Source organism: Halotia branconii CENA392 (assembly GCF_029953635.1).
Classification (GTDB): Bacteria; Cyanobacteriota; Cyanobacteriia; order Cyanobacteriales; family Nostocaceae; genus Halotia; species Halotia branconii.
In genome coordinates, this window is record NZ_CP124543.1 from 6019228 (window position 1) to 6035888 (window position 16661).

Consider the following 16661-nt stretch of genomic DNA (forward strand, 5'->3'; position numbering starts at 1 on the left):
AGTACTTTGTGTCAATAATATCGCTTTGTATTCTGTTTCACTAATGCCGTTTCATCATCCAAGAACTGCAAAAACGAATTGGCAAAAATTGCGGCTTGAGTGCGATCGCGTAAATTTAACCGCATTAAAATATTAGTAACGTGGTTTTTGACGGTACGTTCGGCAATAAATAAAGACTGGGCAATTTCACGGTTATTAGCACCCAATGCAATCAATCGTAAAACATCCTTTTCTCTGGGAGTCAGTTGTGCAAATTCAAGTGGTATATTTGGGGTGTTTGAAGCAGTAGACTCGCAAACAGGGGTAATTATTTTCTCTAGCAACCCAGGTCCTAAATGGGTATGTCCGGCATACACTGACCTAATAGCATTAGCTAATGGTTCTAGGGGCGTATCTTTGAGTAAGTAGCCTTTTGCACCTAATTTTATCGCTTGAGATACGTACTCATCATCATCAAAAGTCGTTAAAATTAATACTTTAATATTTGCAAATTGCTGGCAAATAGCTTTGGTTGCGGCAACCCCATCCATTATCGGCATTCGTACATCCATTAATACAACATCTGGTTGTAGTATCTCAACTTGAGTTATGGCTACCTTACCATTTTCAGCATTTCCAATTACTGCAAAATCAGTTTGTGACTCTAACAGACTTTTTATACCCTGCCGTATAATTGTTTGGTCATCTACCAATAAAATGCGAATCATGATTCCAAGCTTGATAATGGAAATACAGCCATCAGATAACAACCTCCTTGAGGTTTGCTAGCGATTGAAAGTTTACCTCCAAGTGCAGAAGTTCTTTCCTGCATTCCCTGTATTCCAAATCCTCTGGTATTTAGATCGGGGTCAAATCCAATACCATTATCTTCTACACGCAAATAAAATGAATCTTTGGTTGCCTGTATAGCAATTGTAACCTCAGTTGCCTTGCTATGCTTGGAAACATTGGTTAAAGCTTCCTGAAGAATGCGGTAAATTGTTCTGTTTATGCTTAATTCTTGGGGAACAGATAGGATGTCACACTGGGAATAATCGGGAGTAATTTGGGTTCTACTTTGGAAATCTAAAATTAAAAGTTTAATTGCAGCATCTAAAGATTTACCTTGCAAAGGATCGTAGCGTAATGCTGTCACCGAATAGCGAACTTCTTGTAAAAGATTAGCGCTAAGTTGCCTGGCTTCTAATAAAAAGCCTTTGGCTTTGGCCATGTTGGATTCTAAATATACTAATGCATTTTCAAGTTGAATACTTTGTGCTGTTAGTGAATGTCCCAAAGCATCATGTATTTCGCGGGCGATGCGGTTGCGTTCCTGTAGTGTTGCTTGGTCTTCAATACGCAAAGCATATTCACGCAAACGCCTGTGAGCGAGAGCAAGTTCAAATAATGCATTAACTAAAAGTAAAATAAACACTAAAATTAAGCTGAATAACATCACAAAATGTAATTTTATTATCCAGACAAGATTTCTCAAGTTTTCTCCCTGCAACATTTCTGGTGGTGGTTGTTTAGGCGGAAAACTTAAAGTATTTAAAGTAAAAATAAAACATATTAAAACTAAACCAGCTACTAGTAGACTTCCAGATAATTTAAATACTGAAAGACTGCGAATCACTACAACCAAAAGTAACACAGGTGAAAAACCAAAGCCGTTATCTGCTCCAATATTTATTAATAAAATTAAGAATAATTGGATGAAGGTATATATTATTTTTGATAGTTGATCGCCATTGGGCAACCTTAAGCCTAATATCCCAAAAATAGCAATACTTAAAATTAATAAAAGAGGATTAACTTGAACAGAACTTCTCCAATTTCTGATGGGAGGAAGATTCATGATAACTACGGCTATACCAAAAAGAGTCCACTCCAGATATAACAATAAGCGCAGTGGATGTTGTTCGAGTTTTATATTTCTTTTTAATTTAAAAATTAAATTCATATTAAATTATCAGTTTAAAATAGTTATTTCTTACTTTACTTTAAAAATTTGAAATAAAAAATCAAAAGCAAGAATTTATAAAAGGATTAACATAATTCAGCAATAAACAGAGGCATTTGAGAATCAAGAGAATTGGTTGAAAAATATCCTATCTTCTTTATCTCAATTCTTCAATACTGTCAAACTGCCTATTCTGAATTATGTCTATCCATTAATAACCACGGCATGAATCATGGCTTTGGAATCTCATTTAAATCTATATTAAATGCCGATATCCAGAGTCTTTGGTACTATTTTTGCTACTTGTAACTGGGACTAAAGTACCGGATCGAATTAGAGCGTTAGTACCATGTTAATTTTAGTCAGTATTTATACGATAGCTAGGTGGAAAAAATGTTCCACAGCGTCAAATATAAACAGTAACTAAATCCATATCGTCACAAAAAAGGAATGCAAATGAAAAAAGTACTCTGCACAGCATTACTGGGTATGTTTGTTTTCGTGAGTAGCCAAGCCCAGGCACAAAATATGGATCGAGATAACCTCAGACAATCCGCAGACAAGGACAAATATGGACCAGTCTTCATCATTGACCCAAGTCGTTATGCACCTGTAACGCATTTTATCTTTCTTGAGACCAAGGACGACCAGGTAACGGCTGACTATAAAATCAAGGTAGCCCAGATGATTAGGGCTATTGGTTCTCAAGATGGGTTTCGGGCCAGCATGACACTGGCTGATATCGATTTGAAGCGGATAGTGGTTTACTACCAGTTTGAAACTGAAGGGCAATATAAAGCTGCACGTGCGAATCCAACTTTAATGGCACTTGCTCGGTCTTTGCAATTGGCCTCTGCGCGGTTTGACGACTACGCAGTTAGACCACTGGAACAAAGTGCCAGTGGCAGTCCCAACGGTACCCCACCGCCGGGTTACTATGCTCAATTCCGTATGGACGATGGAGTTGGGATCAACGAAGCAGTGGTGGTGAAAGGCCGCAGACAAGAGGAATTAACAGCTCTCATGCGGAAAGCTGGTACAGCAGCCAATCCGAACACCTCTGCGGGCTTCATAGACTTTACTTTCCATGAAGCAATTGATGGAAGCCGTAATATGAATCTTCTCCACTGGTCAAGTGTGCGGGCGATGGCCGTAGGTGCGCTTGGCCCTCTTGTCCAGAATCTCATCAATGGCGGTCTAACTGGTGGCACCGATGGGTGGGGCCCGACTGGCCCTGGTTATATCGGGGTTCATGTTTACAGCATTGTCGATATTCAGAACGGTCAACGCAAAGACAATTTTTCGCCCCGCTTGCAAAGGTAGGTATTTTAGACCTTGCTGAATTGCGGTATGAATCCAGATGTAGAGACTAGCAATTGCTAGTTTCTACAAGATTTTGATATCAAAAGTTGTAGAAAGAAAGAGTTTTAGAAACCTAATTTTTGAATTTCATCCTGATAGCCACAATCTTTAATTTCATATTGGCAATTAAGTGAATAGGACTAAAGTACTGAACAAAATTAGAGACATAGTACCATGTGCGTTCTAACTGAGATTTATATGATGAAAACATGGAACAAATAAGCAAAGTTCCTCAATAAAATGCTCAGGAGTTCGTATGAAATTCAGGTTTTTCTCGGTGCTAATCTTTACCACAGCAGCTATTACTACAATTGCATCTGCGCTACACGCACAATTTCCACCAAATCAAGGTCAATTTCCCGAAAAAGAAGGTTTTCCTAGTAGAGAACAGGGACAACAAAGCTTTTTTAAGGATCTTAACTTAACCCAAGAGCAAAAAGACAAACTAAAAGAAGTTCAAGAAGAAAATAAGTCTGCAATTGATGAGATTCTCACAAGCGAGCAACGCGATACTTTAAGACAAGCTTTTGCAGCAGGTAAGAAACCACCAGAAGCGATGCAGTCACTAAATTTATCTGATGACCAAAAGCAAAAAATTCAAGAAATCATGGAATTACAAAAGCAAAAAATCTCTGAAATTCTCACACCCGAACAACAAGAAAAACTACGCGATCGCCTGGAGGAAATACACAAGCAAAATCCTCCAGGGAGTTTACCACCAGAAGGTTTTGGTCAGTTTCCTAATGGAAATGTACCAATTGGTATTCCACCAGAAAGTTAAAAGTCAATTGACTAAACTAACCATATTTTTTCACTTTAAATATCCAAGTCAATTATGAACATTAAACAACAAGTGTTCTCGCTGGCAATTTCAGTAACGTCACTACTTTATTCCAATGTATTTGCTAGTGCTGTAGTTGTTAAAACCGAAGTGCCAAAACTTCAAACCTCAACTCAAATCATCACTCAACAATCGACTTTATCAATTGAGGGAATCTGGCAAGCTCAAGATAAATATCGCATTCAAATCTATCAGAATAACGGTATCTACAATGGAAAAATTATTTGGATAGCACTTGGCCAAGAAACTAAAGATGTCAAATGCACTATCTGTTAAACAAAAAGCCCACACTTACCTTTTGGTAAAGTCTGGGCTTTTTTTAACATAAGATAACTTGTGAACTTACAAAGGTGCTACAGCGATCGCTCCTCCTAATGCCGAGAAAATAGCTGAGACGACTGCTGTGGCAAATAACCACCAAGCTGCTGTGGCTGCGGCTTTGCGGGTTTCTTCTGCTTGCCGTTGTGCTTGATGTTTCACCTGTTCTAAGCGACGTTGCGCTTCATGTTGTATGCGTTCTGCACGTTGTAAAACTGTGTTGCGCGCCCGTTCAATTTGGTCGATGATGCGGTTAGCATCTTCCTCGGAGATATCCTCACGAGAACTCATGATTGCCACTAGGGTATCACGGTCGAATGAAGATAAGCGATCGCGTAAGGCATCAAACCCAGCTTGGGGATCATCAAAAAATGTGCGGACATCGTGCTTGATGCCATCATAATTGAGTTCTGGGCGCTCCAAAGAATTGAGGTAGTAGCGGATACGAGCAAAAACTCCATCAATTACATCTTGAATCCGTCTTTGGATACTCCGCACCTGTTCTACAAATTGATCGCGTACCGAAATGATATTATCGGCAATTTGCGCTGCTTCTTCGTCGGTCATGTCTTCACGAATTTTTAGCAGAGCAATAATTGTCGAACGATCAAAATGAGATAAGCGATCGCTAAAACTTTCCATCCCTACTTGGGGATCATGCAATAATAACTGCACATCCCGTTTGATCCCTTCTGGATTAAGTTCTTCTTTACCAGTTTGTCGCAGGTACTCTTCTAAATAAGTTTGGAAGTTTCGCACTCTTTGCTGGGTGCGAGTAGCGAGGCGGCGGGGCGCTTTGATCACGTTGCGAATTGATGTTTGCACAGAATCAATTATTTCATTGACCTGGGTTTCACTCAAGTCTTGGCGTTGACTGAGCAATTTCACCAAAGTATCCCGATCTACTTGCGATAAGCGACGACGCAAAGCGACAGATCCCTCTTTGGGGTTTTCAAATAGTCTGTTGAAGTCTCGCTGAATCCCTTCGGGATTGAGTTCTGCTTTACCAGTGTTTCGCAAATAATCAGCGATCGTGGTGGTAACAGAGTCATATTGCTCTTTTGCTTTTTCGGCTAAAGCTTGCGGTGTATGCCGAATGCTGTGCCAAGATTCCTCAACAGAATCGATGATTTGATTAACTTGTTCTTCGCTCAAATCTTGTCGTTGGCTTAACACCTGTACCAAGGTATCGCGGTCAAAGCGAGACAATCGAGCGCGAATTGCTGTCATTCCAGCTTGGGGATCTTCCAGCAGCTTTTTCAGATCCGCACGGATCGCATTAGGATTTAATTCGCTTTTACCAGTGTTACGCAGATATGATTCTACATTTAACCACAAACTTTCTGCTTGAAATTGTGCCTGTTCTGCTAGTCCTTTGGATTCAATTAAAACGTGATCGCGTTGTTTTTCTAATTCGTTGAGAATGTTGTCTACTTCGTATTGTTGAATATCAATACGTTGTAGTAATATTCTCCGCATTTCTTGGCGGTCAAGTTGTGCTAATCGTCGCGATAAGGTTTCATAATCTGCGTCTGGATCTGCTAACAGAGGTTTAAAGTTATGTTCAATTCCTTCTGGGGTCAAATCTGCTTTTGCTGTGACGATCAGATAACTTTCTACCGCACGTTGTAAGTCTTGGACGATTTCTCTTTCTTCTTCAGCGGTGACTAAGACTAGCACTTCTTTACGGACAATTTCTAGCCGTTCTGTAATCCGCTGAATTTGACCTTGGGTCAACAGTCCTCGCTGTTGCAAGGTTTTGGCGAAATCGTTGCGAGAAAGTCGCTCTAGTTCTCTGCGGACTGTACCAGGATCGGCGGCTGGGTCGTAGATCACATCACGAAATTCCTCAGCCATTCTTTCGGAACTCAGTTGCCAAGCATAGGTATTCAGCAGGTAGTTTTCGGCATCAGCCCGAATTGGACTGTAGGGTTGCGATGGTGTAGGTAAGCCGAGTTTATCTGCTTGTTCGGTGGCTTTGTCTTTGGCAGTGGTGAGCGATCGCAAGATCTTTTCGACATCCAAATCTGACAAATCTGCTCGTCCTAATACAACACCAGTCAAAGCAGAGATTCCTTGCTGGATTGTTTGTTGAATTGGTCCTGGAGTTGCCTTTTGATCAGCTTCTTTAGACGAGCGCATTTCAGCTGCTAGCTGATCTAATTTGGCGTTGAGTTCATCTGTTTTAGTTTGTCCTGATGGCAGTGATTTTAAGTAGTCCATCAACTCACCCAAGCGGTCTTGCACTGGTTGTTGCTGCCCTACTACTTGTTGCCAGACGTTATACAGTGTGTCAGAAACGCGGTTAATGTCTCGTCTAGAAAGGTCAGTACGACTGCTAACTAAATCGATAAACTTCTGACGATCAATGTTGCGTAAATCAGGACTACCCGCAATTGCTAGCAATTGTGGGTCTTTGATTAATCTTTCAAATTCACTACGAATTTGCGATAAATCTAGTTCGGGGGGACGTAGTCTTTCTAGATAATCTTCTACGTTCTCCCGAATACTCATAGGATCGATAGCGCTGCCTACTTCTCGGCGGACAGCGGCGGCGGCAGCTTCAGCTGTGGCTACTACTTGCTGGTTAATGGCTTTTGCGCCCATTGCAGCGGTAGCTGTACCCATAATCGCCTGAAAGCCAGAAGTGGCGGTGTTGACCACCGAACCAATTAAAGAACCAACGGTAGTGGAACTTACCCACATCAAAAGTAAAAAGTATGCACCCCAAATTACTAACCCCAGAATTGCTCCTAGTCTGGGATCTAAAACCAAGAGGCTGAGTTTGACCGCCAAAAAAGAAGCAATTAACAAGGCGATCGTCACAGTGACTAATGTCCAAATCCCTACTGCTGTACCAATTTTGCGAATCGTGCCGCCCAAACTTCCGACTTCCCCATTATCTGAATCCGAATCAGATGTATGTCCCATGTAGGAAATACCAGCTGCGACGGAAAGATTGGTCAATACTAATTGGAAAGCAAAAGCCAGGATGACACCGGAGATTAAAGCGACAAAAAAACGTGGCCCAGAGGTGAGAACCGATGCCTGTGCTGGCGTGACAGCTGAGGGATCTATTACTGGAGCCTGTGCCAGCCATAATAATGGCTGGCAGAGTCCCAGTATAATTTCCGTACTTTGAAACATTGTATTTCCTTCTTCTAAGTTAAAATTTGGGGGGATTAAGAATTTCGTGAGTAGCAACTGTGGATATATTAGGACTCCTATTTGATTTTTGAAAAAAACTTAGTGCATTTTTATTCCTTCTTCCCTCCTCCCTGTTGCCTGTTCCCTGCCTCTACGAGTAATTCACCGAATTAAATCCGATCACTATATGTGTGTACCTATGACAATACCTAACTCTTGTAGCTCTCAGAATCGTGGAATTTAGGCTTTCAATGCATCCCTCCCAAGTTTGAAAAGCATATCTAGCGCTAGATAGAAGTTTGGATATTTAACAAAATAATATTCATTAAGTTTGCATAGATTTATGAAGAGCAAAGTCTACTAAATATCGCTTGCCAATATTTAATTTCTAATTGCTTAATCGCCGCTAATAGACTTTTTTAAATTATAGGTTTCTGACAGAATTACAATCAAAGGTTTACATTTATTTACAAATATATTTTTTATCACCCTCTCAAGGCATATTTATCACAACTGATAAGTTTACAATCATCGTCCACAAGAAGTGCTTGTAGTTTGTACCCATTGACGGAAAGCAACTTGCTTGTAAATAGCTAAAGTTAAGTTAAGAAACAAAACGAATTGTTGAGGAAAAAAAATGGAAACTCGCTCCTCCACAGATTTACCCACAATTGCTACAGAATACAACGGTCGTGATCGCAATGCATTCCTGTTTGGCTTTAACCCTCAAGCTGAACTATGGAATGGTCGTTTAGCAATGATTGGCTTTTTAGCTTACTTACTTTGGGACTTAGCAGGCTATAGCGTCCTGCGCGATGTTCTGCACTTAATTGGCTACTAAAAATTAAATATCTAAAAACTTACTTAATTTGGAGAAATAAACATGGAAACTCGTCCTAATACCGATTTACCAATTGATGCTAAAGCTTATAATGGCATTGACCGTAATGCTTTCATATTTGGCTTTAACCCTCAAGCTGAACTGTGGAATGGTCGTTTAGCAATGATTGGCTTTTTAGCTTACTTACTTTGGGATTTAGCAGGTTACAGCGTTTTGCGTGATGTACTGCACTTAGTTGGCTACTAACGTTTTATATTTGTTGCAAAAAGTCAGTAATTGAAACGTTACTAAAACTTACAAAGCATCAGTTAGGTTGATGCCAAGAAACCCAACATTTATTAAAAAAAGTTTGTTGGGTTTTGTTGCATAACTGGTCTAGGTAGGCGGAACCAAAATCTGGAACCGCCTTTTGGATTTGGTAAATAACCAATCTCTCCTCCCCAGCGTTCAATGATAATTCGGCAAAAATAAAGACCCAGCCCTACTCTACCTGATTTATTTTTACCTTGAGAAAATTTTTGAAACAAAGTATCTACTATCTCTGGTGAAACACCACTACCTTGATCATCTATAGTAAACAGAATATATTCTCCATCTGCTTGTAAATCAATCACTACAGTAGAATGTAGAGGACTATGGCGATAAGCATTTTCTACAAGATTAGAGATTACTCTATCCAAACGCGATTTATCTGCAACAACTTTCCAGTCTGCGCTAAGATCAATTTGACTGGCAAGCTGTAATTGCATATTGTGAAGCACATAAGTAGGTTTAAAAAGCTCAATCACCTCTTGTGCAGAACTTAAAAGACTAGGTGCTATCTCAGGAGAAATTGTAAAGGCTTCTAATGATAACATTTCAGCTGAAAATAAATCTAAAATATCCCTAATTAGCATTTCTTGTCTAGTCGATTGCTTCCTACCAATTTCTAAATATTCTTTTCCTTTAAGTGTTAAATTTTCAAATTCCAAAAGAGCTAGACAGCAGTTTATAGCACTTAATTGTCCTGCTATATCGTGAATAATACAATGAATTAATACATCTTTTTTTTGATTATCTTTGATTAATCGTTGATAATCTAACTGATTTTCTCTACCTTTTTGGATCAGATATTGTTTATTTGTAAATTTGTCTCCCAACAATTCGATTAATAAAATTTTTTTTGTATCTACACAAATTGCATAAGCTTCCAATTGGCATTCTTCCCCATTTAAATCTACCTCGCTCCATAGACCTGAACTCAATTTAATATTGCTATTATTTTGCCAAAACTCCTCTGCATCAATGAGAAAGTTTTCTAAAAAAGAAAACTCTTCTTGAGGTATTAATATATCCATACCTGGCGTAAAGTTTTGACGACAAAAATGTACTAACCAAGGAGGTACATTGCTAATTATTTTGAATAGATTAATATCAACCCGTTCTAAAACAAGAATATTCAGGGTGGCAAATATATCAGAAAGTATAGAATCATTCATAAAATTAAGTAGGACAACGTAAACACTTAAAAAGTTTGTAGTAAGAGCTTTAGCCCTTTTTCGAGGAATAAAGTCCTTACTAGGAGATCAATTATACTAATTTTACATTGCTTAACGTAGTTTAATTTATTCCAGCAGACTCACTTAAACACCCACAATAAATTAGTTTGGAATCTTGACTATTGATTTTGTCTGTTAGTTAATTTTTCCTGTAACAAGCTATAGTCATTAGTATTTTGTTGAATAAGTGAGAGATAATTTTTATCTCCAGTACTATCCAACAGCAACACCCAATCTCCTTCTTGAGAGGAGAAAATATGAATATCTGTACAAATCCCAGACTCTATTTTGATGAGGGGTAGAAATAGTGAAATATCATCTAACGGTAGCAAACCTTCTAGAAAAAAAACTTGCTCTACTACATTTTCTCCTTGACGGAGGTTAGTAATACCGAAAGCTGCCAACTTACCGCCCCATGCTAAAAGACAGCCATCTTTTTGGACTAACAGATAAGCTAAAGAACGTGCTTCTTTAAGAAAATTCAAAATATAACTAATTATGGGAGTGGGGATATCTGACATCTATCCATCCAATATTTTTTTAGCAAGACTTTGGAAAACTTCTTCTACACCTAATCCATTTTTTGCACTAGTTTTAATCACACTCCAACCTTTCTGAATAACAGCATCTATTTCGGAATCTTCAATTTCCCATTCATTAGTCATATCCCATTTATTAAGTACCAAAATAAAAGGAACTTTACCAATAGCATCTTCTACTCTTATTTGCAGATTAAAAGCTTTTTCTAAAGTAGAATATCTTGTGCCATCTACTACTAATACATAACCAGATGAACCTCGTAAATATGACGTTCTGACTTTTTGAAATTCATCTTCTCCATAAAGATCCCAAATAATAAAATTTAATTTCTTATCTTGAACTTCTATAGTTTTTTTATCAATTTTTACACCTACAGTAGTATAATATCTTTCGGAAAAAACACTATGCACAAACCTTGCTATTAAACTAGTTTTACCTGTGGCAAAAGCACCTACCATACAAATTTTTTTCTGGATCATAAATCGATGCAGACTTAGTTAGGGATATTAGTTAAAATAACTTGAAAAGATACTCTACGGTTAGATGTTTGAATTTCTGGTGTCAACTCAGTTTGTAAAGGTAGGTTAGAACCTACACCCACAATTTTAAATTGACTAGTATTGATTCCTTGAGATTTTAAGTAAGATAAAATTTTATTAGCACGGGCTAGACTGAGTAGCATGTTTATTTGTTTGGTTCCAGATGCATCAGCGTGTCCTATTATTTTAATTTGTACATTCTTACGTAAGTATTTAGCAGTATCCAACAGTTTTTGGATAGCTAAGATTAATTGTGGCAGTTTAGTGGCTTCACTGGAAATTAACTCTGTTGTTCCTCCAGAAAAAAGTAAAATTTGCTGTTCAATTTGATTTTTATATAATTCCAGTTCCCTGAGTTCAATTTCTCTCAGATTTGCATCTTGAAACTGAGTAATTCCTGGAATAAATCGCCATGATTTTCTAGCTTCTACAATCCACTGACGAGGTGCAGAACCACTAGCAGAAAGAATGCCGTTATTGTCAACTTTTAATGATACTGTTTTGGGTGGTTGGAGTAATTTTTCAACTCTTTTAGTAGTAAATTTTGGTTCTAAAGAGAAGTAAGGTTGCCATTGACTGATAACCGTTTGAGGATTAAGATTTGTAGATTGTATCAGCGTCTGAGGATCTACTGCTAAAGGATCACGCATTCCGGAAATAAAATACTTGCCATTGTGCTGTTTGGTGTTAATCACAATAATTCCTGGCTGAGAGTTAAGTTGTTGAAGATAAGCGTGCCAACGCAGTTGTCCTCGAATGGCAAAAAAGCTCCAAATACTACAAGCGATCGCTATTACACTCAAAAAAGCCCATGCATAAGTATAATTTTTTTTAGAGGCAGATTTATACTGAATTGCTAAACAGGTTTCTAAATCAGCTGTACTTGCCTGAAATGGCTCTGTATCCCCTGTAAAGGTATTAATTTCGTGACCAAGTTTCAGGTGAATTTTCTCTATTGTTTCTTGAAAAACCAACCTTAATTCTTGAGGAGGATTCCCACGTACAATACATGCCAGTACTGCTTGTGGTCCTTCTTCAATCCAAATAGTCAGTTCTCCAAAGCGCAGACTTTGTAGTTTATCTTCTTTTTGTACTCTAAAAGAGTCTTTGACAAAATCTTGAATAGCCGTCAACATAGCAGCAACTAAATCTGCATCTTGTGCGGCTATCTGACTTGCTACCGAATGTTGTAATAATAATCCAGTTTGTTTATGTATTAAGAATACCTGTTCTACTCTATAAACTAATGTACGTAGAAGGACAATTTCGGCAAATGATTTACCTGTACGTTGCGCTTCTAATCTCCACTTAAAACTTTCTGGTGACAAGCTATGTTCTAAGGTTTGATTGAGAGATTGCATCATCTCCTCTAAAGCTGAAGAAATTGCCTTGCGAGTAGCTGGCCCCATTATCGGAAAAAACGCCTCTGAAAGCACATTTAGATCTTGTTTAACCGAGGTTTGAATGGCTGATTCAACCGTCGAAACAATTGCTTCACCTAATTGTTTATCTTGCTTTGACCGTAAAATCACAGCTTCTGGAAGTAAGCGACTAATATCTTCTGGGTGAATATGTGGGTTATCTAATCGCTCGTAAAGTTTTTTAACTTGCGGTGGCTCAATACCAAGTAGTAAACTGCGAAGTTCACTTAGTTCATCAATGACTTTTGTACTATTATTAACTGAATATAGTTCTGCTTCAGAGGATATTTGAGGTTTTTGATTAGAGAAATTTTCAGTCATTACGAAAATCCCCCACTTGACAATTTAGATAAAGTTGCATTTTTTTGTAGAAACTACAAAGAAAACTAGAAGAGTGAAGGAACACATTGTTGACAAAAATTAAGACTTATGATCTGTATTTAGGCGAATAGCCAAGTCTGTAAATAAAACTGCAAGATGAGAACGGTCGGTCTTATTTCTATGAAGCTCTTGAGTTTCTCGTTCTAGCAAGGTCAGAATTTCATCATATTTTTTTTGAATATCATCTTGGAGGTTTTTAGATTGGTTAAGAATCTGCTCACGTAATTCCCGCTGACTATTGGTAGTTTGTTCATCAAGTTGGGTGATTTTTTTCTCTAAAGATATGGTGACATTTCTTTGTTCTTCAGTAAGCGATCGCATTTTAACATCACGTTCTGATTGCTCATTTTTTAGCCGTTCTGTTAAGGATTCAACTTCTTTTTTGATATAATTTTCTAAAGAATCTAAACGTTTTCTTGTCTCATCTTTAATGTTAGTTAACTCTTTAACTAAACGTTCTTCTAAACGCGTAAATCTTTTTTCTACCTCTCTAGTTTGATTGCCAAAAAGTAGTTCCCTAACTTTATCTAAATTACCACTTTCACTCACACCATTATTACTAAGTTGATGTGTACCTCCTTTTACTAGTTCTCCAGAATTATTATTGATATATTCTTCAGGCGGGTTCATATTTGTAATCCTTTTTGAGGGTGAGATTTGCTTTTACTCTCAGGTGTAATCCTATTTGCGTGGTTTGGATGCTACTCGGTAAGGAAGCGTAATTGAATACAAGCAGAACTTACTTAACGATTACAATTTTACGTTATTACGTTCGCTCTTAGCGTTCCCGCAGGGTGCAAAGCGTAAAGCCTACGGCATAGCTACGCTTAGCACTAAGTGTTCCCGCAGGCTAGTAATCGCAAAGGCTTGGTTTTTTTACCAGTGCGTAAGTCTTAACAAGAATAAATCGTACTATCCTGAAAGTGTCAATGTATTTATAGTTTTTAAATTTTTGTAAAAAATATAGGTGTGAGTTTAAACTTCTCTCTTAATCTAAATTAAAAAGCGAATCAACACGTACAATGCTGAAGCTACAAGTTGCAGTAGCATTACCGGAATACCATAGTGGAGAAAAGTTTTAAACGAAATACGTCGTCCGTGCTGTTCAGCAACTCCCGCAGCGACAATATTAGAAGATGCTCCTACTAATGTGCCATTGCCTCCCAAAGTTGCACCAAACATCATGGCATAAAACAGGGGCAACACTTCAGGAGGAAATTGTCCTTGAAAGTCTTGTGCTAAGACTTCCGCAGGCGCTAGTCCGACAGTAACAATGTATTGTTTGAGTAAGGGTACCATTCCTACTACTAAAGGAATATTCGGTACTAGGCTGGATAATATGCCGACAAAAAATAATAAGACCAACGAACCTAGAACAATATTTTTACCCAAAATTACTGCCAATATTCCTGATAAACCATTGATTACACCTGTTTTTTCTAGCCCTCCAATTAGCACAAATATACTCATAAAAAATATGAGTGTACTCCAGTCTACATCCCGCAAGATATTATTTACTGAATCAATTTTGCTGTTATGAGATAGCAATAAAGCTAAAGCTGCTCCTAACAAAGCAACAGCAGCAGGTGAGATGGGGATTGGTAAAGATTCTCCGATGACAAAAAAGATTAATACGAAAGCTACAATTACTGCACCCAAAGTTAGAACTCGTGGATGATTAATTTGGGGGTGTGGTAGCTCTTCGAGATTATCTAGTTTGGTATTCCAAATTTTACGAAATAAAAATGGTAACGTTACTATCACAACAGCAACGGCAATTACTCCCCCTAAACTCAAGCGTAATAAATAATCTATAAAGCTAATATTAACGGCATCACCAACAATAAAAGTAGCTGGATCACCTACTAAGGTAAGTAGTCCGGCACTATTAGCAACTAATACCATTAATATCAGTAAAGGCACAAAATTAAAGCCTAATTCCTGTGCCATTGGCGGAATTAAAGGTGCTAATAACATGACTGTAGTAGCATTTGGCAAAACTGCACAAATAGGGGTAACAATAGCTACGATACCAACTAATAAACGCTTGCCTTCCCCTTTAGCCAAAATCACTATTTGAGTGGCTAAATAATCAAATATTTTGGTAGGCTCGAAAGCCCGTATTAACACCATAACTCCAAAAAATAAGCCCAGTGTTCCATAACTGTTGCCGATGTAATCGACAGCTTCTTGCATAGTCATGATGTTGGTAAAAATTAATAACAATGCTCCCAATAAGGCAATAATAGTCAGATGTACCCATTCCATCATGATTAAAATAATCACGCTTAGAAATGTGAAAACACTCAAGAGCGCTTGCCAGTTTTCCACATTACACCTCTCGAAGTTTATTAAGCTGCTTAGTAGTGAAAAAAGCCACCTACAATATAGGTGACTCGTTTATAAATCTTAGTTAGGTGAAAAATTACCGAATTTCAGTACCCGGATTATTCATCAATACAATTAGGAATACCAACAACGGCACAAGGAAAATTAGTATCTAATGTCTGAATTATGGGATGATTAACAGATTTACAGCCTAAAAAAAGTATATTAGCAGCTTCTAATTCCACAACTTTTTTCAGTTCTGTGGCAATATCACCAAACCGCAAATGAGATTGGAAGGAACCTTGCCATTCCTCAGCTAGACTTCGCGCTTGCCAAAGAATTGTGTCTGCTTCTTGGAGGGTAGCTGTGGATTTATCTTGTGCAGACTTTACATCTACCTGCAATTTGGGTTGAATTAAAACGGGTGTAATAGACCTTGAAACGTTACTGACTGCACATTCTAGCTGAGGTATATATCTGCTAAAACTCAAAGATTCAAGATAGTGACTTTTGTGATTTCGTTCAACTACATAAACTGCTTGTACTGTGACTTGGGTGTTGGTAGCTAAACGTGTTTGGTGAGCAATCCAGAAAGCGATATCTAGAGCAGTATGACTGTTAGGAGAAGCGTCATAACCAACAATTAAGTTGACTGGTTTTTCTTTTTGAGTATTTTTAGTCAAAGGTTTCTTTGGCTCTGGTAGTAATACCATTTGCTCAATTAAATCATCTCTACCTATGGTGCTTTGCAAGCGCACTAACATTGACTTGATTTCCACAGTTATAACTTCTCCCCAATGAAATGAATGATGAATGAGAAGCAGGATAATTAAAGGATGAAGTGAGAATGATAAAGTATATTTTTCATCCTAACTTCTTAATAAGAGGCTGCACCAAGGGCATTCGCCGAAGATCCTTTATTTTTTATCCTTTCTTTCAGGAAACCCCAATAACAATTAATAAGTCTTGGGGGTTCCTTCCATTGCCTACGAAGTTAGCTGACGGGCTAAGACTGGAAGGTGTCTCTCGCAAGATTAGCCCCAAACATTGGTTCCTCCGTTCCAAATTCAGGTTTAATGAATTTGAATTAGGCTACCCACTAAAGAAATGATAGTCTAGTTTACTGTTTTTGAGTAGAATGCCTATCGATAAAATTGAGAGGGAATTGTGAAATTATAAATCTTTTTTTGAGTTTTGCATACTGGTAATAGCCTTATTGAGAAGGTTTGATGCTTTTAAAATTAGCTCTCAAACATTCACTTACCAATAATATTCTTAGGTATCGCTAAGACTGTGGCAATATTCACTAACTGTTGATCCTTCCATAAATTCTATTAGGATATTTATCATTCGCCGTTCAGTCTACCATTGACAGGTGTTTATTAACAATGCTGGTTTTATTGGCGCTATTAGCATTTTTTAGCACTTAATTCTGCAAGATAGAACGATAAAATTACTTTTGT

The 16661-nt window shown here is 37.9% G+C and carries 15 protein-coding genes and 1 riboswitch; of the genes, 5 read left to right on the forward strand and 10 right to left on the reverse strand.

Annotated features, from left to right (window positions below; genetic code table 11):
- Nucleotides 1-11 precede the first annotated feature (11 nt).
- Nucleotides 12-707, reverse strand: coding sequence for a response regulator (locus QI031_RS26390; protein ID WP_281482541.1), 696 nt, complete (start codon nucleotides 705-707; stop codon nucleotides 12-14).
- Nucleotides 704-1942, reverse strand: a complete 1239-nt coding sequence (locus QI031_RS26395; protein WP_281482542.1) for a sensor histidine kinase — start codon at nucleotides 1940-1942, stop codon at nucleotides 704-706. The genes QI031_RS26390 and QI031_RS26395 overlap by 4 nt, the downstream gene beginning before the upstream one ends.
- A 456-nt stretch (nucleotides 1943-2398) precedes the next feature.
- Here QI031_RS26395 and QI031_RS26400 point away from each other — a divergent pair, with 456 nt between their 5' ends.
- The 3 genes from QI031_RS26400 to QI031_RS26410 all read left to right on the forward strand — a co-directional run bounded on the left by QI031_RS26400 (nucleotide 2399) and on the right by QI031_RS26410 (nucleotide 4421).
- On the forward strand, nucleotides 2399-3265 hold the full coding sequence (locus tag QI031_RS26400) for a hypothetical protein (RefSeq protein WP_281482543.1): 867 nt from the start codon (nucleotides 2399-2401) through the stop codon (nucleotides 3263-3265).
- Nucleotides 3266-3560: 295 nt separating this feature from the next.
- The gene (locus tag QI031_RS26405; protein WP_281482544.1) at nucleotides 3561-4085 is read left to right on the forward strand and encodes a Spy/CpxP family protein refolding chaperone; all 525 of its coding nucleotides are present in this window, start codon (nucleotides 3561-3563) and stop codon (nucleotides 4083-4085) included.
- A 54-nt stretch (nucleotides 4086-4139) separates the two neighbouring features.
- Nucleotides 4140-4421, forward strand: a complete 282-nt coding sequence (locus tag QI031_RS26410; protein WP_281482545.1) for a DUF2147 domain-containing protein — start codon at nucleotides 4140-4142, stop codon at nucleotides 4419-4421.
- Between the two features lie 66 nt (nucleotides 4422-4487).
- Here QI031_RS26410 and QI031_RS26415 read toward each other — a convergent pair whose 3' ends face one another.
- The gene (locus tag QI031_RS26415) at nucleotides 4488-7610 is read right to left on the reverse strand and encodes an MFS transporter (protein WP_281482546.1); all 3123 of its coding nucleotides are present in this window, start codon (nucleotides 7608-7610) and stop codon (nucleotides 4488-4490) included.
- Between the two features lie 637 nt (nucleotides 7611-8247).
- On the opposite strand from QI031_RS26415, the gene QI031_RS26420 reads away from it, so the two are divergent.
- Complete coding sequence (locus QI031_RS26420) at nucleotides 8248-8451, forward strand: chlorophyll a/b-binding protein (RefSeq protein WP_281482547.1); 204 nt, start codon at nucleotides 8248-8250, stop codon at nucleotides 8449-8451.
- A gap of 42 nt (nucleotides 8452-8493) precedes the next feature.
- A complete protein-coding gene (locus QI031_RS26425) occupies nucleotides 8494-8697 on the forward strand; it encodes a chlorophyll a/b-binding protein (protein WP_281482548.1) in 204 nt (67 codons plus the stop codon).
- Between the two features lie 92 nt (nucleotides 8698-8789).
- On the opposite strand, the gene QI031_RS26430 is transcribed toward QI031_RS26425, so the two are convergent.
- The 7 genes from QI031_RS26430 to QI031_RS26460 all read right to left on the reverse strand — a co-directional run bounded on the left by QI031_RS26430 (nucleotide 8790) and on the right by QI031_RS26460 (nucleotide 15962).
- The gene (locus tag QI031_RS26430) at nucleotides 8790-9929 is read right to left on the reverse strand and encodes a sensor histidine kinase (protein WP_281482549.1); all 1140 of its coding nucleotides are present in this window, start codon (nucleotides 9927-9929) and stop codon (nucleotides 8790-8792) included.
- A gap of 179 nt (nucleotides 9930-10108) precedes the next feature.
- Nucleotides 10109-10510 (reverse strand): hypothetical protein, encoded by a 402-nt coding sequence (locus QI031_RS26435; protein WP_281482550.1) that lies wholly within the window; start codon nucleotides 10508-10510, stop codon nucleotides 10109-10111.
- Nucleotides 10511-11008 carry a Rab family GTPase gene (locus tag QI031_RS26440; RefSeq protein WP_281482551.1) on the reverse strand — a complete coding sequence of 166 codons (498 nt, stop codon included), beginning with the start codon at nucleotides 11006-11008 and terminating at the stop codon, nucleotides 10511-10513. It lies immediately after the preceding gene.
- Between the two features lie 14 nt (nucleotides 11009-11022).
- Nucleotides 11023-12810, reverse strand: a complete 1788-nt coding sequence (locus QI031_RS26445) for an OmpA family protein (protein ID WP_281482552.1) — start codon at nucleotides 12808-12810, stop codon at nucleotides 11023-11025.
- Between the two features lie 99 nt (nucleotides 12811-12909).
- Nucleotides 12910-13500 (reverse strand): OmpH/Skp family outer membrane protein, encoded by a 591-nt coding sequence (locus QI031_RS26450; protein WP_281482553.1) that lies wholly within the window; start codon nucleotides 13498-13500, stop codon nucleotides 12910-12912.
- A gap of 363 nt (nucleotides 13501-13863) precedes the next feature.
- Entirely contained in the window at nucleotides 13864-15201 is a 1338-nt protein-coding gene (locus QI031_RS26455) for an SLC13 family permease (protein WP_281482554.1), read from the reverse strand.
- A gap of 116 nt (nucleotides 15202-15317) precedes the next feature.
- On the reverse strand, nucleotides 15318-15962 hold the full coding sequence (locus QI031_RS26460) for a universal stress protein (protein WP_281486128.1): 645 nt from the start codon (nucleotides 15960-15962) through the stop codon (nucleotides 15318-15320).
- Nucleotides 15963-16169: 207 nt separating this feature from the next.
- Nucleotides 16170-16281: riboswitch (cyclic di-AMP (ydaO/yuaA leader) on the reverse strand.
- Between the last annotated feature and the right edge of the window lie 380 nt (nucleotides 16282-16661).